Below are 21,236 nucleotides of genomic sequence, written 5' to 3'. Positions count from 1 at the left end.
AAACATTCTCGCGGGGGACGTGCGGGCGGAACTTTTTCGCCTACACTACTTCTAGAAGATGGGAGTCCGATCGCTTCGTGGATCGTTATACGGTGTCGAGGTTTTAGAATATGACGAATGTTTCGGGACGGTTTGAAACGCAAAAATCGGGCAATAATACGGAAAATACCGTTGCCGTCACGAGTCCCGACATGAATCGAAAGAAAATTTCCTCCGCGGTAAAAAAAGGTCTTTTTTGGGGTGTTACCCTCGGTTTTACGGCGGTCACGTCGGCGACGATCGGGGCGGTCGTCGCACTGATGACACCGCTTCCCGCACCGATCGGGGCGATCTTTCAAAAAACGCATTTTCAAGCGAAAACGAGCATTCTAGAAGATCGAGCCTGGAATAGCTTGCTGAATCAAAAGCTGTCCCGTCCGGTGAATATTCTCGTCATGGGGATCGATCGGGTTCTCGACGCGAAAACCACCGACGATCTGTTTAAAGGTCGCAGTGACACGATGTTGTTAGTGCGTTTCGAGCCGGCGGATAATACGGTGAGAGTTCTCTCGATCCCCCGCGATAGTCGGGTAAGAATCCCCGATCACGGTTTTACGAAGATTAACGACGCGAACGTTTTCGGCGGCCCGGCTTTAGCGACGCGGGTGGTGAGTCGCACCCTCGGGGACGTGCAGATCGATCGCTACGCGCGCATCACCACCGACGCGTTTAAGGAATTAGTCGATCTCGTCGGTGGGGTCGATGTGTACGTCCCCGAAAAGATGTATCACAAGGACGTGACGCAAAAACTGGAGATTAATCTAGAGGAAGGGTGGCAGAATCTCGACGGCGATCGAGCGGAACAGTTCGCCCGTTACCGCAACAAACAAACCGGCGATATCGGTCGCGTCCAACGCCAGCAGATCCTCCTCAAAGCCTTACAGCAAAAGCTTTTTAGTCCCACGATCCTACCCAGTCTCCCCGGCGCGGTGCAGATTTTACAGAAATACATCGATACGAATTTGACCGTCGAGGAAATGCTCGCACTAGCACATTTTGGATTGAATGTCAAGCGGGAAGATGTGCGAATGGTGTTATTGCCGGGACGGTTTAATGCGTTGAGCGAGTTCGACGGACGGAGTTACTGGATCTTGAACCGGGAACAGATCCGCGAGATCGTGCGGAAGAATTTTACCGACACGACGACGGGGGAAGAAACCTCGATCGCCGAATTACGGATCGCCGTCCAAAACGCCACGAATACCAACGGAATGGCGCGAAAAATGCGGAATTATCTGGTGAAACAGGGTTACACGAACGCGTACATCGGCGATGACTCTCACGAGAAGCTATCGGAGACGCAAATCATCGTTCAGAAAGGCGATTTCCCCTCCGCGAAGACGTTGAAAAGTCAGTTGGGGATCGGTACAGTAGAAGCATCCTCGATCGGCGCGCTGGATTCCGATCTCACCGTCCGCGTCGGGGAGGACGCGATCCGATTCCTCGACGAGCATTAATTCCAATGTTGAAATCTCTTCTCCCCCGGCTGATTAGTCTTTTTTTCGTTATATTGCTGGCGATTCTCTGGGTTCTCTTCGCCGCTCGTCCCGTGGCTCTCGCGCAGGATAAAACGATTAACCACTCCTTCGCCAAGTTGGAAGAGCAAGATTTTTCCCACAAGGATCTGCGCGGTGGGGTGTTCGCGGCCGCGAGTATGCGGGGAATTAATTTCGAGGGTTCGGATCTTTCTAGCAGTATTCTGACGGAAGGGGTATTGTTGAAAGCCAATTTACGGGGGGCGAATCTGACGGGATCTTTAGTCGATCGAGTGACGTTCGATTTCGCGGATCTGACGAACGCGATTTTCACCGATTCGATCGCTTCCCGTACCCGATTTTACGACGCGACAATCACCGGCGCCGATTTTACCGACGCGGTGATCGATTCCTATCAGGTAAAGTTAATGTGCGATCGGGCCGATGGAGTGAACCCGGTGACGGGAGTTTCCACCCGCGACAGTTTGGGATGCGATTAACACGCCGTTAGTGTCAATAAGTAATCTTACCCTCCAAAACGGCGATTCTTGTTCGGATATTACAACTTATCTCTCAAGAATCTTGCTAAGAATAACTGCTATGATTATTGTATACGCGGGAGCAGGTTAGCTAGTGCTGATACCCTGCCTTTCCCATAGTCCTGACAGTCAGGGGTTTCTTCCTAATTCTCGATCGCTTCGAGATAGTGCGTGGCTTAATGCCCCCTTGCCCAAGTGTAATGGAGGTTTTTATGTCCACACCAAGTAGCGTTTATACGACGTGCGGTTCCATCGGGGTGGTGCTCTTGCGGGATTATACCCCCCTCTAAGGTGCTTAAAGTCAGCGTACTACGGTAGCTATTCGAGCCGAAGAGAACCCTATTTTGGAAGAGTGCCACGGAGGTTCAACTCCTCCATCCCGCATTTTATTCTCGATCGACTGTAGCGTTGGAGAGTGATCTTCAACGCTACAGCCATTTCTTTCTCGATTCATTCGCCTGCTGGAGTTAAAAGAAGCGATCGGCGCGTTAAAATTGATTTTAAAGGGATGATCCCGTCTTGCCGATGAAACTTCCCAATATCGATCGAGCGATTCTTGACTTTAGGAAACTATCGGGCTACTGTCTAAACCCCGATCATCCTGACGGGAAACACAAAGCGCGAGTTTTTCAATCGGTTTTAGGATTAACAAAGGAGAACGAACAAGAATTACACGATGCTTTACAGGATGCTTTAGGACGGTACGACGCTATTTTTGAGGAAAACTCTCGATTTGGCGATAAGTATATCATTGATTTTCCAATAATAAGAAATAATCGTACAGCCATCATTCATAGCGTCTGGATTATTCGCTACAATGAAAATTTCCCTCGTTTAGTTACCTGTTATATTTTATAGGAAGGTTTACTATTATGAAATTACTCGATGTGGTCGCGCTATTAGAAGATTTACCGAACCTCAACCTATATCGGGGACAGGTGGGAACGATCGTCGAAGTTTATGAACCCGGAGTTTTCGAGGTAGAATTTAGCGATATGAACGGCAGAGCTTACGCTATAGAAACTCTCGAAGAAAATCAACTAATGGTTTTATACCATCAACCGATACCAGAGCGATCATTGACCTCTAATCTTTCCAGTTGAATTGTATTAAACCGTTTGCAACATGAAAACTGTCAATCGAAACTATCTAAAAAATCTCTACGAAGCCGATGAACATCTCTGGCTAGAGGAAACGATCGCACTCCTCCGCGCCAATCGTTTAGACGACTTGGATATCGAGAATTTAATCGAGGAACTGGAAAGCTTGAGTAAACGGGATAAAAATAAAGTCAGTAGTTTATTAGAACAAATTATCCGACATTCCCTGTTACTTCAATACTGGTCGATCGAGCGGGAGAGAAATCGGCATCACTGGCGATCGCAAATCCAGAGCTTTCGGACACAATACCGAAAAGCTCTCACCACCAGCCTACAAAATTATCTAGAAAGTGAATTCGATTCTATCTATCAAGACGCGCTCGGATACGTTCGAGAGAAAACGGGATTTTCCGTAGAATTCCCGCACGAATGCCCTTACACTCTAGAACAATTATTAGAGAAAGAATGGTTTCCCGATTGCCGATAATCCGGGGAAAATCGATCGGGTTCGCGTTGTTCGAGAAATTGTCATAGTCCCGTCCCAAAACCACTACCTTCTAGAATAAGCTAACCAATAACCGCCTGCGTGGGCTACAATCTCGATCGATCTCCGCGTTTTCCCGCCATGCTACCGATCTTCTTCCATTTTCCCGCCGTTCCTCTACAGATTCCCCCGGCGCTAGTTATCTCCGCGAATACCGATCTCGTCCAACAGGGGAAAACCATCAACCTCAACGGTCGCCAGTTTCCCATCCCCTGGAGTCAGTGGAAAGAGGGCGATCGAACCCGTATCGGACTCGGCGATACAGGAGCGCGGCGATTATTCGGAATGGATTTTATTAGCACGAATAACCCAAAAAATCAACCTATCAACTGGTTCTCTTCCCAAAACTTACCGACACGCTTTATCGCGCCCTATCGCTATCTCGATGTTACCGATCTCCTACAACAAGCGGGGGCGGAAATCGTCGTCGCGGGGGATACGTTAACGATTAATTCGCAACGGCCGCGAGTACAAGACCTAACTGTCGAAAATTACGGCGCGGTACAGAGATTTATTATCCAACTCGATCGACCCACTTTCTGGCAGGCTAGTCTGGCGAAAAACGAGGGAGTGATTACCGTCGAGGGAAGCGCCGAGGATTCGCTACTGGCGCGTTTTCAACCCGTTGCCGTTTCCGCTACCGGGCGAAGTGTCGATGAAGATGACCTTGGAAGCGGCGGAAATTCCACGTCAACGCGGGTAATCGCCCTAGAAAACGCGGGAACCAGTACCAAGCTAAGACTAAATATTCCTACCGGCTACGGACTCCAGATTTCCAGCGTTTCCAATCCGAATCGGATCGTCATCGATGCCCGTCCCGACGCGATGGACGAAAAACGGATCGTCTGGCAAGAGGGTTTAATCTGGAATCAGAAATATATCCAGCTACAAAATGAATGGTTTCCCGTCACCTGGCTTGAAATAGACCCGAAAAACCCGAATATTAGCCTAAAACCGATCGCCGCTAATCCCAACGCGTCGAATGGAACTAGCCCGGTAGTGACGATTAGTAGCGTGAATTCGGCGGTAGCGGCGATTAACGGCGGTTTTTTCAACCGGAATAATAAATTACCCCTCGGCGCGATCCGGGTCGCGGGAAAATGGTTATCGGGACCGATTCTCGATCGAGGGGCCATCGCGTGGGACGATCGGGGTAACTTTCTATTCGGTCGTCTCCGTCTTCAGGAAACCTTAATCGCCAACAATCAACGCTTTCCCCTCTCCCATCTCAACAGTGGTTACATACAAAGCGGGATCAGCCGCTATACCCGAGAGTGGGGAACGACTTACACCCCCCTGACGGACGCGGAAACCATCTTCGTTATCGAGAGAGATCGAATTACCGCGCGCTACGACAAAGTTTTCCCGAAAGATAATTTTCCGATTCCCGAAAACGGCTATTTAGTCATCGCCCGAAAGACGGATTTACCCTTAGCGATCGATACGCCGATCCAACTCGATAGCGTGACCTCTCCCGCCAATTTCGCCAATTATCCCCATATTATCGCCGCCGGGCCGCTCTTACTGGACAACGGATCGATCGTGTTAGACGGGACTATCGAGAACTTCAGTAAAGCCTTCCAAGATCAAAAAGCGTCCCGAAGCGCGATCGCGAGGACGGGAGACGGGAAAATCCTTCTCGTGGCGACCCATAACCGCGTCGGGGGACGGGGGGCGACCCTCGCGGAATTCGCCCGAATTTTGCGGCAAATGGGCGCGGTTTCGGCTTTAAATCTCGACGGGGGTAGTTCCACCTCGATCGCGTTAGGGGGACAGGTGATCGATCGAGATCCCGTTACCGCCGCAAACGTTCATAATGGAATAGGAATCTTCGTGTCTCCGTCTCCGTAACCGGAGTCTCAACAATGGATAATAACGACTGGATCAAACAGTTACTCCTCGTCGGCATCGGGACGACCTCGATGGTAGCCGAGAAGTTAAAAGAAGTTAGCGATGAATGGGTTAAGGACGGCAAAATTAACCCCGAACAGGCGAAGACTTTTGTTGACGACCTCATGGGTCAACTCAAAACCGAGCAGGGCAATTTCGAGGGCAATCTAGAACGCTATATTCGCAATATCCTGCAAGATCTGGGCGTTCCCCGACAATCGGAGATGGATGAACTGCGCGGGCGTATTGATAGACTGGAACGGCAGGTGAGAGACTTAGAGAATAAACTCTGGCGTTAGGAATCCATGAAATCAATGCGGGAAATTTTAATTACTTTCGGCGTTATCGCCGTTTTCGCGGTGGTATTGATTCTCTCCTCCCTATTCGGTGGCGGGAAACAACCGGAGGCCATCGCCTCGGAAATAACGGATTCTACCCCCGCGATCGAACAAACCGTCGCCCTCGATCGAGAAAATCAACCGGAAACTATAGCTATGACTTCAGAGAAAACGATCACCACCGATTCTGGCTTACAATACGTCGATATCGTCGAGGGAACGGGCGAAACTCCCCAAAAAGGGCAGAAAGTCACCGTTCACTACACGGGAACCCTCACGGACGGTAAAAAATTCGACAGTTCTAAAGATCGTAACCAACCGTTTACCTTCACGATCGGGGTCGGTCAGGTGATTAAAGGCTGGGATGAAGGCGTGGGAACGATGAAAGTCGGCGGCCGCCGTAAGTTAATTATCCCCCCGGATCTCGGGTACGGGCCGCGGGGCGCGGGTGGTGTCATTCCCCCGAACGCGACGCTGATTTTCGACGTGGAATTGTTAGGGGTGAAATAATCCCTCGATCGACAATGGAATTAGAACATAGATATCGAGAGATCCGGTCACGTTTAACGACGAGTCAGGATTTCTCGATTCATTGTTTACAGGTATCGCGAGATTTATTCGATTTTTAGGAAGATCGCCCGATTCCGAAAGCATTTGACGCGTGATAGTTAATTCTCGTGTCTTTCGCCGAAATCTACGGGAAAATCACCATCGATCGGGCGAAATTCGTCCACGAGAGTCGATGGTACATGGAGGAAAGACAGGTGATCGCGGAAATTCTCTTCGAGGAAGAAGCGGGAAAAGATGCCATCATCGCCTAAAAATCAGGGATTTGATGAATAATCGAGCGAGCGAAAATCGAAAGAATCCTGGCGGGAAGGCTAGTTCGATCGGGGATAACTAGAATATGCTGGATAGAGGGGAATCGATCGCGCGTCGAACCCGATCGCTCGGTGAGAGCCATGCAATCTACAGGATCTAGCAGATGCGAAACCTTTTTGACGATATCGGTCGGTTTCTCGAAACCCAACTGGAGGAATATCTGAAAACCCATCCCCAGCTTGAACTACAGGCGCTAGTCGAACAACTGCGCGAACAGGAACGAGATACCGCCAAACTGAGCGCGGCCCTGGAAAACGAACGTCAACGACTCGAACAACAAATTCTCTCCGTCGCTCAAGATATCCAGACCTGGCATAGTAGAATCGATAAGGCGAAAGCGGCCGGACGGCAAGATCTGGCAACGGCCGCCACCGAGAGAGAGGCCGCCCTTTTCCGGGAGGGCAATCAACTCTGGGGACGGATGGAAGGGGTGAAAAAACGCCTCGCCAGTTCGCGGGAACTCCTCGGACAGATCCAGCAACGTCGTCAGGAAGTGCAGATCAAAGCCGAACAAGCGCGAAAAAACACCACCCCGGATTGGGAAACCACTTTCTGGGAAAAACCGCAAGAATCTCGCTCCGAGCGATCGACCCCCGACGATCTCGATCTAGAATTCAAACAATGGGAAATGGAAGAAGAACTTAAACAATTAAAACGTAACATGGGAAAATAGCGATCGACTTCTCGTGTTTTGACAAAGATTGCCTTGAGGACGCGAGCGAAGCTTGTAATTTTAGGAAAAACGGTTACTTGCCTCCTGCCTCCTGCCTCCTGCCCCCCACGCCTCCTAGAAAAAATCGATGTCTTCTAAACCGCAAAATCCAGAAAATCAACCTTCCTCCACACTCGAAGAAATCCGCGCCGCCCGATTGGAAAAAGTAGCGGCAATTAAAAACGCGGGCATGAATCCCTACGCGTATAAATGGGAATCGACCCATCACGCGAAAGAATTACAGGAAAAATACGCCGACCTCGCCAACGGGGAAGAGGTCGCTATCGAGGTATCGGTGGCCGGTCGGATTATCGCCCGTAGAATTATGGGCAAACTGGCCTTTTTTAACCTACAGGATGAAACGGGAACGATCCAGTTATATCTAGAAAAAAAACGGATCGGCGAAAAAATGGTCGATACCCCCAACGCCTTTAATACCGTGATCAAATTAACCGACACGGGCGATATTTTAGGCGCGAGAGGAACGATTAAGCGTACCGAACGCGGCGAGTTATCGGTGTACGTGAACGAGTACGAGATTCTCACGAAATCCCTCCTTCCCTTGCCCGATAAATGGCACGGGTTAACCGATGTCGAAAAACGGTATCGCCAGCGTTACGTCGATTTAATCGTCAATCCCGATGTCCGACAAACCTTCTGGAGACGCGCGAAAATCACCGCCTCTATCCGTCGCTATCTGGAAAATGAAGGCTTTATCGAGATAGAAACCCCCGTCTTACAGAGCGAGGCGGGAGGGGCGGACGCGCGCCCGTTTATCACCTATCACAATACTTTGGAGATGGAGTTATATCTCCGCATCGCCACCGAATTACACCTGAAAAGATTGATCGTCGGCGGTTTTGAAAAAGTATTCGAGATGGGGCGGATCTTCCGTAACGAGGGGGTTTCCACAAAACATAATCCGGAATTTACCTCGATCGAGATCTATCAAGCCTACGCCGATTACGATGATATGATGACCCTGACGGAAAATATCATCGTCAACGCCGCGCGCGAAGTTCTCGACACGTTAAAAATTACCTACCAGGAAACGGCAATCGATCTCACTCCCCCGTGGCGACGGGTGACGATGCACGAACTGGTGAGAGAAGTGACCGGGGTAGATTTCGAGAGTTTTGCCACTTTTGAAGAGGCTCGAACCGCCGCCGAAAACGCGGGGATCGGCGTTCCGGAGGACTGTAAAACCATCGGAAAGCTCTTAAATGAAGCTTTTGAACAAAAGGTCGAGGAAACCCTGATCCAGCCCGTTTTTGTCATCGATTTCCCGATCGAGATCTCGCCACTCGCTAAACCCCATCGATCGAAACCCGGACTCGTCGAACGCTTTGAACTGTACATCGTCGGTCGGGAATTAGCGAATAGTTTCTCGGAGTTGACCGATCCGATCGATCAACGCGAGCGATTGGAGGCCCAAGCGGCCCGGAAAGCCGCCGGGGATCTCGAAGCCCAGGGGGTCGATGAGGACTTTTTAACCGCGCTCGAATACGGGATGCCCCCGACGGGAGGACTCGGCATCGGGATCGATCGATTGATCATGCTTCTCACCGATTCCGCCAGTATTCGCGACGTGATCGCCTTCCCCCTATTAAAGAGTCAAAGTACCGCCATTAAAGCCTTCGATTACGACGAGAAAGACAAAATTCTCCGGGTGGAATTCGCCCACGGGGGGATCTATCTCTATCACGATGTCCCGGTGGAAATTTATAAAGAATGGCAATCCGCGCCCTCGAAAGGACAGTTCTACGTCTCCCGGATTCGCGATAAGTTCGGTTTTGATAAGGAATTGTAAGCGATCGGTATTCCGATCTAGGCGATCGATACAATAAAGGAATCGATCGCTATTAACTTTCTATGGCGCAGAAAAACGAAGTTCCCGCCCTGATTATCACCCTATTGATCACCCTCGGCCTTCTCGGCGCGGGGTATTGGTTCTGGAAGAATAAAATCGCTTCTAACGATACGGGGGCGAGAAATCCTTCCGTTTCCGCGGGTAATCGTCAGAGTTCGGGCGATTCTCTGATGATTCCCGCCGATAGTACCGAGAATAAACGCGCCGGGATCGAGGCTTTCGGGAAGGGAAATTATTCGGAGGCGATCGAGCGTTTTCAAGCCTCGCTGAAAGAACAGCCGAACGATCCCGAAACCCGGATCTATCTCGACAACGCCCGCGCCGCCGCTAAAAATCCCCTGAAAATCGCCGTCGTCGTTCCCATCGGCGGTAATTTAAACGTCGCCAAGGAAATCCTTCGCGGGGTAGCCCAAGCGCAGGAAGAGGTCGATCGAGCCGGGGGGATCGACGGACGCGGTTTACAGGTGACGATCGTCAACGACGATAACGTTCCGAAAGTATCGAGAGCGGTAGCCGCGGATCTGGTAAAAGATCCCGAAATTCTCGCCGTTATCGGTCATAATTCCAGCGATGCCACTTTAGCGGCCGCGCCGGAGTACCAAAAGGGGGGATTGGTGATGATTTCCCCCACCAGTAACTCGGCTAAGATTTCCCCGCTGGGCGATTATATTTTCCGGACGATCCCGACGATCGGTGTCGATGCCGAAACGCTTGCCCGCTATAGCGTCGAGTCAATCCGCCAGAAAAACGTCGCGATCTGTATCGATAGTAAATCGAATGCCAGTCGATCGCTGTCGGACGCGTTTCGCGCGGCGCTGACGGCTAGGGGGGGGAAAGCGATCGACATCGACTGTGATTTTGTCGCGGGAAATTTTAACGCGGACGCGATCGTCCCGAAAGCGATCGCCAACGGAGCGGGGGCGATCCTGCTCAATCCCTCGATCGATCGACTTAACGGGGCGATTTCCGTGGCCCGATCGAACGGGCAACGTCTCCCGCTATTAGGCGCTTCCACGATGTACACCTTCCAGACCCTAGAGCGGGGTCAAGAGGCGGTAAACGGGATGGTTCTGGTCGCTCCCTGGCATCCCGACGCGTTTCCGAACAATCCTTTCCCCGCGAACGCTAGGAAACTCTGGGGGGGAGACGTTAGCTGGCGATCGGCCCTCGCTTACGACGCGACACGGGCGGTTATCGAGGGATTAAAAAAAAGTGGCGGGAACCGTCAAGCGTTACAAAAAACTCTAGCGGCGAGTGACTTTTCCGCGAACGGCGCGTCCGGGGCGATCCGGTTCCTCCCGTCCGGCGATCGACGCGCTAACCTTTTACTGGTCGAGATCGTCCCCGGTCAAAAATCGGCAACCGGCTTCGATTTCGTTCCCATCCGTTAGATATCGAAGAGAAAACACGCTTTCGCAACGAAATAGAATATAGAAGCCAGAAGTCAGGAGATGGGAATATAGGGGGATGGGGAGATGAAGGGAAAAAAGCGGTCAGCAATCAGCTAGATCTATCTTTAGATAGTGGCCAAGGCTGAAAAATTCGCTCTTGGAAGGCTGGAAACTGATAGCTAAAAACCTCCTGCCTCCTGACTCCTGACTCCTGCCTCCTGTCTCCTGCCTCTTTAAATCGCCTGTTTTTCCTGTTCTTTCTGTTGCCGTTTCTTGCGTTCGGCTTCTAGCGCGTCCTCGATCACTTTCAGGAGTTGATCCATCTTGTCGAGGTTGCCGCGGTACACGTCGAGGTCTTTTTGTAATTTCTCGGCGGGAAGGTGAAGAACTTCGGAGAATCGGGTGAAAACCTGTTCCCGTTTCTCTTTTTCCTTGATAATCTCCGGCTGGGCTTCCGCGAGAATCGTATAGAGACCGATGGCGAATAAACGACTGTATTTAAACTTCGGCTCGTTGGCGACGGTTAATAGGGTATTAACCAGCGCGTTTCGATCAGCCGGGGGATTTTGCAGTTGTTCGAGTAGGGAATCGATCGAGTTTTCCTTCGCGGGGGAAAGCACGCTCTCCGCGTCCCGACGATAGGTTTCGGGATCGCCGCCGACCGCGCGACATAACGCGTCGAAAACGTTCGGTTTATCCGATTCCGGGCGATAACCCTCCATGAACTTCTCGAAAGAGGTCACGACCCCGAGCGCGTAAATCGGGTCGTACCGGAAATCCACATTCACCGAGAGCAGGTGCATCTCGACCAGCAATTCCTCGACCACGCGCCGATACACGGAATTGATGGGACGGGTGTGGCGAGTATAAAAATCGCGCTTACTATCGGAAACGGTGCGAACTTTATCCACGGAAGGGCGTTTTATAAAAACTTAACAGTATTCTCATTTTCCCCCCTTCCGTTCCCCGTGACAAGGGCGGCGATCGGGCGAGGGCTAAAAAGACAAAAAGATGAAAAAAAAGCGATTAATCTCTTTAATGGCTTATAATCGTCGAATATGATGTGAAGAATGCGATAGCCAATGACCATCTTTCCCATTATTGAAGTGCCTCCGGACGCGGCGGCCGGAACGGAACCGATGGGGACTAAGGAAAAGTTCTGGCTTGACGATTCTCTATCAGGACGGAAATACCTTTGTAAAAAAGCTCGATCGAATCGAGGGGAGGATTGGGCCGAGAAAATCGCCGCCGAATTATGCGGATTGTTAAAGTTACCGAGCGCGAGTTATGATTTAGCCGTGTATCGAGGAGAACGACAGGTGATTTCTCCCAGTTTCGTCCCCGAAGCGGGCGCATTAATTGCGGGAAACGAAATCCTCGCTCGAATAATCGAAAATTATCCCCAAGATAGTCAAAATCCCAAGCAACATACTCTAGATAATGTGTTTAGAGCGATCGAGGAGGAGATCTCGGAATTACCGCCAAATTGGGCATCTCCAGATGAGAGGATCGGTAAGCCGGCCGATGTATTCGTGGGTTATCTACTACTAGACGCTTGGATTGGCAATACGGACAGACATCACGAGAACTGGGCTTGTATTCGTTGGCAAGGTCGGGTTTATCTCGCTCCCACTTACGATCACGGTTCCTGTTTAGGACGAGAACTAGAGGATAAAGTTCGGGCGGAACGATTACAAACGAAAGATCGAAACCGCACTGTCCGAGTCTACGTGGAAAAATGTCAATCTTGCCTGTACGATCGAATAGAAGATAAAAAACCTTTGAAAACTTTCGACGCTTTCACTCTAGCGGCGCGGAAGTATCCCTCGGCCGCTCGCGCTTGGCTACGCTTGTTAGGGGAAATCTCCGCGGAAAATACGTTAACGCTTCTTGAGCGTGTTCCGAAGGAGCGAATTACCCCGATCGCTATTGAGTTCGCACAAGCAATCCTCAAAATTAATCGAGATAGATTACTAGCATTTGGAGAAACGCTATGAAACAAGTTTTTCTAGCTTGGCAAGATCCGGAAAGCCGTTCGTGGTTCCCGATCGGCCGCTTGAGTTTTGATGGCGATCGCTATGAGTTTGTCTATATTGCCGGAGTAGAAGAAGCGATAGATAAAGCGGGATTTACACCCCTTACCTCTTTTCCCGACTTACATAAATTCTATCGCTCAACCGATTTATTTTTTCTATTCGCCAATCGGTTAATGCGCCCCTCTCGCCCGGACTATCAACAGTATATCGAGTATTTAAATCTATCGGGAAAATCATACAACTCTTTAGATATTTTATCTCGTAGTGGTGGCAAAAAAGCAACTGACAATTTAGAGATTTTCGGCATCTCAGAATTAGATGATAACAATTTTTATCACCTTTATTTTTTTACTCATGGATTACGCTATCATCCAGAATCGCTAGAAAAAGCCCAAAATTTACAGGAAAACGAACCTGTTTTTCTCGTATCTGAACCCGATAATAGCCACGATCCTCAAGCGATTTATGTGACCACGGAAGACAAATATAATATCGGTTATTGTCCCCGTTATCTCACGGACGATATTCATCAATTTTTGGAGTCCGAACCAGAATCCATTCGAGTGACTGTCGAAAAAGTTAATCCCCCGCCCGCTCCGATTCAATTTCGCGTTTTATGTCATTTAATCGCTCGGAATTTTGATAATTACCAGCCTTTTTCAAGCGAGAAATATCGATCGATCGCCGAGCGTGAATTAACCGTTCCCTAAAATTTAGGGCGATAACAATCGAGCGCGACATTCGCTAACGTGCCGATCTTCCGCCAAACTCGATCGATCCGTATCGGGTTATCGATGTATTGAAAAGCTTACCCCGATCTTACGGCGAGAGAACGGGATAAAAACCCGCTACCCGCGTGAGAACGGCGATCGAAGGAAGAATATCCGGGATCGGTTTAGCGGCTGACCCAGAAAATGCGGCGCTGGTTGGGATCGCGACGGGGACTCTGTTCGCCCATCACCTGCTTGGCTTGGTCGGGGTCGAAATTGCGGGAAAACTGTTCGCGGAGTTCGTTCACCCGCGCTTCTTTTTCGGCGACCGCTAGACGGACTTCTTCTAGCTTTGCCTGTTGAACTTGCTGGTAGGGGATCAGTTTAGCGATCGCCCCGATCGCCGCGATACTGAGCAGTACCTGAGCGATAATCTTGATCCAGATCTCTAACACCAGCCATTGATTCGCGGGTTGGGAAGACCGGGAGGGGCCGGGACGATGACTCTTCGGCGACTGTTTTCGGGGGGCGCGGGCGCGGTTCGGAACTGTTCGGGCGTTCATGGTAGTGGCGCGATCACTAGGGACAGAACACGTTTCCTAGCCGATCGAGAAATAGACAAACCCTGACGGGTCATCTACCTTTAGCTAGGTGACACGCGATCAGGGTTTAATGAAAGCGATCTTACTTATAAAGTTCCGTCGCTAGACGAAAAGCCAGAATCCCGGGGATTAGCGCGACGACTAGAGCGACTAGAACTTGAGTATCGGAAAGCATTGCTGATTATCTCCTCGTTTAAAGATATTCAAACAATACTTTCCTCCATCTTCGGGATTCCGCGAACGGGTTCGTTACAAGACTTCATATCCGTACCGCCGTCAGAACGGTTTTCCCCTAGAACCGGGAGGGTTAAAAGCGTTAAGCTGGGAGAATTGAAATTCTTGAACCCTCTTTATCGATCCTCCCCATCGCCGGAATGTTAGACTCGCTCATCGATTCCTCCCTGAACCTCAGCCTGAAAACCCCGTTAGTCCTGTTGATCCTGATCGCCCTAGAAGCCGTCCTATCGGCGGATAACGCCATCGCGCTCGCCTCGATCGCCCAGGGGTTAGAGGGAAGTCAACGTCAGCGTCAGGCTTTGAATATCGGCTTACTGTTCGCCTACGGGCTGAGGATCGTCCTGATTTTGACCGCGACGTGGGTGATCCGATTCTGGCAGTTTGAACTATTGGGCGCGGTCTATTTGCTGTGGTTGGTGTTGCGCTACTTCACTTCCCCGGAAGATCCCGAACATCACCACCACAGCATCCGTTTTCAATCGGTCTGGGAGGCCGTCCCCCTGATCGCGGTGACGGATCTGGCGTTTTCGCTCGATAGCGTCACCACCTCGATCGCCGTGGCCGATGAAATCTGGTTAATTATCGTCGGGGGAACGGTCGGCGTGATCACCTTACGCTTTATGGCGGGTTTATTTATCCGTTGGTTGGACGAATATACCCACCTGGAGGACGCGGGTTTCCTCACGGTGGGTTTGGTGGGTTTGCGGTTGTTATTCCGGGTGATCGATCCGGCGTTCGTTCCTCCCGAATGGATTATGATTAGCTCGATCGCCATCCTGTTCGCCTGGGGATTCTCCAAACGCAACGAGGAGAAATCCCCGGCAGAAAAAGAATAATCCGATCGCGAACCGCGATTACCGGACGAAACGGAACGCGCTACTGTTGAGGTCGAGAGAGGTAACGCCCTCGACCACGCCGATCAATTCGTTCGCCCGATCGTAAATCGCCGTTCCGGGGGGTAAGCTTCCGGAAGAAGTCACCGATCGATAATCGAGCGCGTTACCGTACAGTTGGATCGCGTCGCCTTCTAGGGCGTTAAAACCGCGGATCAGGGCGAAATCTTGAAGTTCCGGTTTTTTCCCTTTCCCCTGATTGTAGTAACTACCCGACGTGTCACCGAGGACAAAGGTATCCGCGCCGGAGTTCCCCGCGAGAATCGTGGCCCCTCCCGCGAGCGGATCGACGCTACCGGCGATCGGGAGATTCTTCGAGGGGCCGGTCGGGCTTCCGTCGTCGTTGACAATCGTGCCGATCCCCTGAGCGTCGGCGATCGTGGCGTTAACGGCGTTACTCAAATTCACGGCGAAAGTCTCGTTCGATTCTGCCGTACCGTCGCCGATCACCCGAACGGTGATAGTTCGGCTGGTGACCCCGGGTGTAAAGGTGAGCGTGCCGCTCGTGGCGTTATAATCACTGCCCGCGATGGCGGTTCCGTTCGCCGTGGCGAAGTTCACCGTGATCGTTTGGGCGCTCGCTCGATCGAGCGTGACGGCAAAGTTAAAGCTCGTTGTCTTTCCGCTACGACCCTCGTTCGCGGACACATCGGCGATCCGGATCGCCGGTGGGGCCGCGTCATCGTTTTGAACGGTCGCCGTACCGATCGCCCGCGCGATCGTGGCGTTGGTGCGCGAACGCTTTATCGAGGTTGAGGGTGAAAACCGCGTTCTGAATGCCGCTATTACCTTCGTTGAGGCTAATATCGTTGATCGAGATCGCGGGGGGGGCCACGTCATCGTTTTGAACGGTCGCCGTACCGATCGCCCGCGCGATCGTGGCGTTGGTCGCGTTACTCAGGGCGAGGGTGAAGGTTTCATTGCCCTCGACGATCGTATCGCCGAGCACCCCGACACTGACGGTCTTGCTGGTTTCCCCCGCGTTGAACGTTACCGTCCCGCTCGTGGCGTTATAATCACTGCCCGCGGTGGCGGTTCCGTTGGCCGTGGCGTAGTTGACCGTGACTGCCTGCGCGAACGCTTTATCGAGGTTGAGGGTGAAAACCGCGTTCTGAATGCCGCTATTGCCTTCCGCGAGGCTAATATCGTTAATGGAGATCGTCGGCAGAACGATCGTGTCGCTGTAGCGAATCTGGAGATTCGAGCCGGCGTAATAATTTTTCACCGTGACCGACCCGTTACTCCCCAGTCCGATCGCCAGATCGTTCCCGTTTTGGGTGAGCGTGACCGCGGTGGAACTATAACCGGCGAGGTCGAGAATATCCACGTTGGTCGCGTTCCAAATCGTGTCCGCGCCGACAACGCGCCCGGCCGTGTATCCCCCCACCGTATTGGCGACACTGTTGAGGAAAATATCGTCACTACTGCCGGAGTTGATCGCGTCTTCGATCAGGACGTTGTAGCCGATTTCCGTACCGATGTCGAAAGTATCGCTCGTGGTGTTATAGCCGCTCCGCTCCGTGATGATGGAGCCGGGGTTCAAATTCAGGCGATAACCGGAACTACTGGCCGCGAGTCCCGAAAAATCCAGGGTATCCCGACCGCCACCATCCCAGATCAGTTGTTTGATCGAGGCGAAGAAGCTATTAAACAACGGTTGACCGTTGACCGAGTATCGATCGCCCTTTCCGGTGAACTGATAGACCGTATCGCCGGCATTGTAACCCGTGTTCGCCCCGTATAGATATTGGAGGGCCTTGAGATCGTAGCGCATCAAGGTCGCCGGCTCGGAACCCGCGAAGGTATAGGTCATCACCGTATTGGTGAAATTATCCTCCCCGGTGGGAAGCGCCGGACTTTCAAAGGAGTGTTTTAAGCCGAGCGCGTGACCGATCTCGTGGATGAGGGATACATAACCGTGACTACCCGCCGCGTTCTGAAATCCGTTGAGATCTCCCAGGCGATCGTAATTGGGATTTAAGTGAACGTCTCCCGTCACGCTCGCTAAACTGTCGCTACTGGGATAGTAGGCGTAGGCGTAGCTCGGATCGTTCGAGAGCATGAACCGCAAACGACCGTAGGTACTGGTATTGGTTTCGGTGACTTCCTGGAAAGTGATGTTCAGCGCGTTCCCGTACCAGTTCAGAATGTTCCGAACGTTGGTTTTTACCCCCTCGCTCACCTCTCGAACCCCGGTTTCCGAACCGTAGTACGAGCCGTTGAAAACGGTATCCTCGTAGAAACTATAGCTTAAAACCCGATTTCCCCAGCTAAATCCCCATTTATAACCGGATAGAAGGCCGTCGATCTGATAATCTCCCGATAGCGTGGAAGTGGCCGCCACGGGTTGTAGGGCGGTGGTGGTGGTGTTTCCCGGTTTAAAATTCGCGGTCGTCGAGGCACAACAGGCCGGACAGGAACACCGGATTCCGGAAAAATTCGTCTCGTGAGGGGGTAGAGACCCCGTGAAAATATTGGAAATCCCCTCGCCCGAAACGGTCGAGAGCGGGTTCGTGTCGCCGGATTTCAAGAGTTTCGAGAAACTATCGAGATTTCCCCCGATCGAAGAGGCCGAAAAGGAAGCGAAACGGGAAAATGTCGCCCTTTCATCGCGAGACGGGGCGGGCGTTTCGTTGAAACTCGCTCCCGAGTCCAGTTTTTCATCGGGAACGTTATCCGGTAAAACGCTCCGATTCCCGGCGGTCAGTTTTTGTCGGGTTTCGCTCCCGCCCTGTAAATCTTGATAGGAAAAAATTAGGCTATCATCTAGATCGCCTAATTTTCTCATCAGATTGTCTCCTTTAGAAGCACTCCAATTGGTATTTATGCTTGGCATAGGACATAAATTTAATATTTATCGATCAGTTCATTCTGACTAGAATAGCCGCGTTTTTTGAAAACGGCTAACCGCAAAAACACGGATTTTTAGAACGATCGCTAAACACGAAGACCGGGGATCGCCCGAATCTGGCGCGACGACGAAACGATTGTAGAAATTACGGACTCTCCTCGATCGGGCGATCGCGATTCCCGGATTTACTCGCAAGATATACGTGATTCTATTGAGTCCACTTCGTTTTCCCGAAAAACAATAGCGATCGATGAATTCGTATCCGAGTGAATATCTAAAAATTGACGCTATACACGGGTAGATTTGTCCGGTATTTATCGTGAGCTTGGAAGGGAGATGATTCTTCGATCGGATTGTATCATTTTGTCCATCGGTTCGATCGATAGCGTGAACAATCGCTTGTTTTTTAAATTTAAAAATCATTGCAGATACCTAAATTTAGACAATATTATAAATGTATTTTTTGTAACTCTAAAAGAGCCTGATTCTATCTAGGGACAGAAGAATTACACGGAATCGATCTCCTATCTTTGGGTTACTTGGAAAGAGATTTGTCGCTTTTAAATCGGCGGAAAGATTCCCTGGAATCCCGATTTTTCCAAGTTTCAAAATAGCTCTATAACCCTCCCTCTATTCACTAGAATTCTTGCTGGATAAAGGTTTTCCCGTGTTCAGTAAGACGGGGCGATCGCTCGATCCGCCTCGTTTTCATGGGTCGGTTTGGCGAGAGTACCGAACCTTGATTTGTCGTCGCGGTGGGCGGACAATAATCTCCCGATCGCTCGGCGATAAATTACTCTCTCGTTTCGAGTTCACTTTCCCGGTGGACACTTATCGTCTCGTGACAACTGGAGAGGTTCCCTTTGACTTGACCCGAATTTATTTTTTCCCAATAAACAAGTCTAAAAAACACTTTTTTTTAGCTTGTTAACCCGATCTATGCAACGTGCTTCCTAACTTGCATTAGGTCTATCTCGTCCCGCTTTAAAAAATTCACTTTCGGTGAATGACCCTCTAGAAAATATTCGGGATAAATCCCCGGAATGCTCGTCCGCAGTTTTCTCTCGATCGTTTTCTCGTGGTTATCACGTAAGTAAATTTTTGCGACCGCTTTTTGAATCCACGGTAAGGAGTTTTTCCGATGAAACGAATTCTTTCTACAATCGCGATGGCTGGCATCCTAGGAATCGGTATCGGTTTCGCTCCGCAAGCCAACGCGTTCGATTTGGTTGGTACGTTTCCAGGCAACGACTGTGCCGGTGCATTTGGAATACCACCCAATTGTAACCCGGCGAACGCTGGTGAGGATTTTGCAGAGTATGACTCGCCACTAATCGTCAAGTTCGATTTTGGACTTGTAGATGGTAAGTTTGGAATCACAGAGACAACATGGGGTGTGTTCGGACCCCTTACTGGATTGTTTGAATTTGATTTCAATGTACCCAGCGATGACAATAATACAGGAACCGGTACTTGGTACTATACCCCCAGTGAGGGCGATCCATTGATTAAATCCTACGCCGTCAAGGGGGGACCCGAAGGTTTCAATTTTTTCAGTAGCCATCTTGAAAAGGATGCGCTCGGCCGGTACTTCGGGGAATTTTTCACTCCGAATACTCCCTCTGGAACACCCGCTGGTCTATCACATATAAGCTTCTACGATACTGCGGTACAAGATGTTCCCGAACCGAGTCTTCTGTTGGGGCTAGGTGCGGTCGTCGGGGGAGGGGTCTTCCTCCGTCGCCGGAAATCCTCCTAGTCGGGCGAATTTCACCCTTCGTGGTTATTTTCGAGCTTTAGCATCCCTCGTCAAGATAAAGATTCTTTCGGGGGTTATCTAAACATGGGTCAGATTTTGGGTAAGTTATCATTGCGAGAGATCGGGTGTTTTTTCGGGCGGATCTCCAGAAACTAGCGGTATATCCCTAGATTCTAGATTTCTCGAATAAACTCGATCTCTTTTTTCCCTTTTTAGGAGACTTGTCGCGTCATTCCTTTTCGCTTCTCTAAAAACTTTAAAAATCCCGGTCTAGAAAACTATTCCGGCTTTTCCGAGGGTTGTGAGTATTTTATTTTTTAGGATTTCTCCTGGCTCCTGTATACTGGCTCCTGTCTCCTTATCACCCGCGAGAAAGTCCGAAGTCCGCGTGTAGGTCTATGAACGATGACGTGATTCCTTTTCTGGTCGGTATCGCCCTGTTGATCCTCTACCTATTCATCTCCGCGAAAACCGAGATGGGGACGAAATGGCCGCCGAAGAAATAGCCGCCCGCGCCCTGCCCCGTCGGTACGAGGATCGCGGAAAAATGTAGAGTGTGGTTAATGCGACTGGTTGCAGAATTCACCTTCGAGCCTTTAAAACCTCTAAAAATAACTATTTATAAGAATATAGAGGGTTTCGGGGGTATTATCGGTCTATAATTCTGAATTATCGCTCCCGGCTCCCGGCTCCCGGCTCCTACTCTACACCCGAAATTTTGAATTCCCCGCTTAGGTCTATTCTAGGAGCCGACCGGCTTAAAATAGTAAGATCGGGGCTTTTCTGACCGAGCCATAAGGACGTATCGCCATGAAACACACATTATCCGTTTTAGTCGAGGACGAGGCGGGGGTTTTAACCCGGATCGCCGGATTGTTCGCCCGTCGCGGCTTTAATATCGAGAGTCTCGCCGTGGGTTCCGCCGAACAGATGGGGGTCTCGCGGATCACGATGGTCGTTCCGGGAGACGATGACTCGATCGAGCAGTTAACCAAACAACTCTACAAATTAATCAACGTTCTCAAGGTACAGGACATCACCCAAACGCCCTGCGTGGAACGAGAATTAATGCTGATCAAGGTCAACGCCATCGCGGAACGTCGCGCCGAGGTGATCGAACTGGCGCAGGTGTTCCGGGCGCGGATCGTCGATATTTCCGAGGAGACGCTGACGATCGAGGTGGTGGGCGATCCGGGAAAAATGGTCGCGATCATGCAGATGCTCCACAAATTCGGGATTCGCGAGGTGGCGCGTACCGGGAAAATCGCCCTGATCCGCGAGTCGGGCGTGAACACGGAATACCTCAAATCCTTAGAGGCCAAGGTCTAGCGGGAGTCACTCCCCCCCCGATCGTTACTATCCGATCGC

The 21,236-nt window shown here is 50.8% G+C and carries 22 protein-coding genes; 17 read left to right on the top strand and 5 right to left on the bottom strand.

Translation table 11 applies throughout. The features are described from left to right. The first annotated feature begins 110 nt into the window (after positions 1 to 110). From V0288_RS08265 to V0288_RS08210, 12 genes are all read left to right on the top strand, one after another. A complete protein-coding gene (locus tag V0288_RS08265) occupies positions 111 to 1,496 on the top strand; it encodes an LCP family protein (RefSeq protein WP_332864598.1) in 1,386 nt (461 codons plus the stop codon). 5 nt (positions 1,497 to 1,501) lie between these two features. Beyond that, positions 1,502 to 2,014 (top strand): pentapeptide repeat-containing protein, encoded by a 513-nt coding sequence (locus V0288_RS08260; RefSeq protein ID WP_332864597.1) that lies wholly within the window; start codon positions 1,502 to 1,504, stop codon positions 2,012 to 2,014. Positions 2,015 to 2,578: 564 nt separating this feature from the next. Next, the gene (locus V0288_RS08255) at positions 2,579 to 2,911 is read left to right on the top strand and encodes a DUF6883 domain-containing protein (RefSeq protein WP_332864596.1); all 333 of its coding nucleotides are present in this window, start codon (positions 2,579 to 2,581) and stop codon (positions 2,909 to 2,911) included. 14 nt (positions 2,912 to 2,925) lie between these two features. Further along, the gene (locus tag V0288_RS08250) at positions 2,926 to 3,156 is read left to right on the top strand and encodes a DUF4926 domain-containing protein (protein WP_332864595.1); all 231 of its coding nucleotides are present in this window, start codon (positions 2,926 to 2,928) and stop codon (positions 3,154 to 3,156) included. A gap of 22 nt (positions 3,157 to 3,178) precedes the next feature. After that, entirely contained in the window at positions 3,179 to 3,640 is a 462-nt protein-coding gene (locus V0288_RS08245; RefSeq protein ID WP_332864594.1) for a DUF29 domain-containing protein, read from the top strand. 138 nt (positions 3,641 to 3,778) lie between these two features. Then, positions 3,779 to 5,548, top strand: coding sequence for a phosphodiester glycosidase family protein (locus V0288_RS08240; RefSeq protein WP_332864593.1), 1,770 nt, complete (start codon positions 3,779 to 3,781; stop codon positions 5,546 to 5,548). Between the two features lie 14 nt (positions 5,549 to 5,562). Continuing rightward, a complete protein-coding gene (locus tag V0288_RS08235; RefSeq protein WP_332864592.1) occupies positions 5,563 to 5,886 on the top strand; it encodes a phasin family protein in 324 nt (107 codons plus the stop codon). Positions 5,887 to 5,892: 6 nt separating this feature from the next. Continuing rightward, positions 5,893 to 6,435 carry an FKBP-type peptidyl-prolyl cis-trans isomerase gene (locus V0288_RS08230; RefSeq protein ID WP_422661931.1) on the top strand — a complete coding sequence of 181 codons (543 nt, stop codon included), beginning with the start codon at positions 5,893 to 5,895 and terminating at the stop codon, positions 6,433 to 6,435. A gap of 167 nt (positions 6,436 to 6,602) precedes the next feature. Continuing rightward, on the top strand, positions 6,603 to 6,746 hold the full coding sequence (locus V0288_RS08225; protein WP_332864591.1) for a hypothetical protein: 144 nt from the start codon (positions 6,603 to 6,605) through the stop codon (positions 6,744 to 6,746). Positions 6,747 to 6,910: 164 nt separating this feature from the next. Then, on the top strand, positions 6,911 to 7,480 hold the full coding sequence (locus V0288_RS08220; protein ID WP_332864590.1) for a TIGR04376 family protein: 570 nt from the start codon (positions 6,911 to 6,913) through the stop codon (positions 7,478 to 7,480). 127 nt (positions 7,481 to 7,607) lie between these two features. Continuing rightward, positions 7,608 to 9,329, top strand: coding sequence for a lysine--tRNA ligase (gene lysS / locus V0288_RS08215; RefSeq protein WP_332864589.1), 1,722 nt, complete (start codon positions 7,608 to 7,610; stop codon positions 9,327 to 9,329). A gap of 62 nt (positions 9,330 to 9,391) precedes the next feature. Next, positions 9,392 to 10,780: an ABC transporter substrate-binding protein gene (locus V0288_RS08210; protein ID WP_332864588.1), complete on the top strand. Its 1,389-nt coding sequence runs from the start codon at positions 9,392 to 9,394 to the stop codon at positions 10,778 to 10,780. 233 nt (positions 10,781 to 11,013) lie between these two features. Here the strand turns inward: V0288_RS08210 and psb29 are convergent, their stop codons facing one another. Next, positions 11,014 to 11,691, bottom strand: a complete 678-nt coding sequence (psb29, locus tag V0288_RS08205) for a photosystem II biogenesis protein Psp29 (RefSeq protein ID WP_332864587.1) — start codon at positions 11,689 to 11,691, stop codon at positions 11,014 to 11,016. A gap of 171 nt (positions 11,692 to 11,862) precedes the next feature. Here psb29 and V0288_RS08200 point away from each other — a divergent pair, with 171 nt between their 5' ends. Together V0288_RS08200 and V0288_RS08195 are read left to right on the top strand one after the other, a co-directional pair. Then, positions 11,863 to 12,777, top strand: a complete 915-nt coding sequence (locus tag V0288_RS08200) for a HipA domain-containing protein (protein ID WP_332864586.1) — start codon at positions 11,863 to 11,865, stop codon at positions 12,775 to 12,777. Positions 12,778 to 12,836: 59 nt separating this feature from the next. Continuing rightward, positions 12,837 to 13,526 (top strand): HIRAN domain-containing protein, encoded by a 690-nt coding sequence (locus V0288_RS08195; protein WP_332864585.1) that lies wholly within the window; start codon positions 12,837 to 12,839, stop codon positions 13,524 to 13,526. A gap of 185 nt (positions 13,527 to 13,711) precedes the next feature. Here the strand turns inward: V0288_RS08195 and V0288_RS08190 are convergent, their stop codons facing one another. Together V0288_RS08190 and psaM are read right to left on the bottom strand one after the other, a co-directional pair. Further along, a complete protein-coding gene (locus tag V0288_RS08190) occupies positions 13,712 to 14,089 on the bottom strand; it encodes a slr1601 family putative cell division protein (protein ID WP_332864584.1) in 378 nt (125 codons plus the stop codon). 121 nt (positions 14,090 to 14,210) lie between these two features. After that, a complete protein-coding gene (gene psaM / locus V0288_RS08185) occupies positions 14,211 to 14,303 on the bottom strand; it encodes a photosystem I reaction center subunit XII (RefSeq protein ID WP_323292037.1) in 93 nt (30 codons plus the stop codon). Positions 14,304 to 14,502: 199 nt separating this feature from the next. Between psaM and V0288_RS08180 the strand changes: the two genes are divergently transcribed. Next, positions 14,503 to 15,201 (top strand): TerC family protein, encoded by a 699-nt coding sequence (locus V0288_RS08180; protein WP_332864583.1) that lies wholly within the window; start codon positions 14,503 to 14,505, stop codon positions 15,199 to 15,201. An 18-nt stretch (positions 15,202 to 15,219) separates the two neighbouring features. Here the strand turns inward: V0288_RS08180 and V0288_RS08175 are convergent, their stop codons facing one another. Together V0288_RS08175 and V0288_RS08170 are read right to left on the bottom strand one after the other, a co-directional pair. Next, complete coding sequence (locus V0288_RS08175) at positions 15,220 to 15,906, bottom strand: Calx-beta domain-containing protein (protein WP_332864582.1); 687 nt, start codon at positions 15,904 to 15,906, stop codon at positions 15,220 to 15,222. A 31-nt stretch (positions 15,907 to 15,937) separates the two neighbouring features. Then, a complete protein-coding gene (locus V0288_RS08170) occupies positions 15,938 to 18,046 on the bottom strand; it encodes a Calx-beta domain-containing protein (RefSeq protein WP_332864581.1) in 2,109 nt (702 codons plus the stop codon). A gap of 1,204 nt (positions 18,047 to 19,250) precedes the next feature. Between V0288_RS08170 and V0288_RS08165 the strand changes: the two genes are divergently transcribed. Both V0288_RS08165 and ilvN read left to right on the top strand, forming a co-directional pair. Beyond that, positions 19,251 to 19,868: a PEP-CTERM sorting domain-containing protein gene (locus V0288_RS08165; RefSeq protein ID WP_332864580.1), complete on the top strand. Its 618-nt coding sequence runs from the start codon at positions 19,251 to 19,253 to the stop codon at positions 19,866 to 19,868. Between the two features lie 810 nt (positions 19,869 to 20,678). Continuing rightward, entirely contained in the window at positions 20,679 to 21,197 is a 519-nt protein-coding gene (gene ilvN, locus V0288_RS08160; protein WP_332864579.1) for an acetolactate synthase small subunit, read from the top strand. The last annotated feature ends 39 nt before the right edge of the window (positions 21,198 to 21,236 follow it).

This window comes from Pannus brasiliensis CCIBt3594 (assembly GCF_036688125.1).
Lineage (GTDB): Bacteria > Cyanobacteriota > Cyanobacteriia > Cyanobacteriales > Microcystaceae > Pannus > Pannus brasiliensis.
The sequence above is the reverse complement of the archived record's forward strand: the minus strand, read 5'-3'. Positions and strand labels throughout refer to the sequence as shown.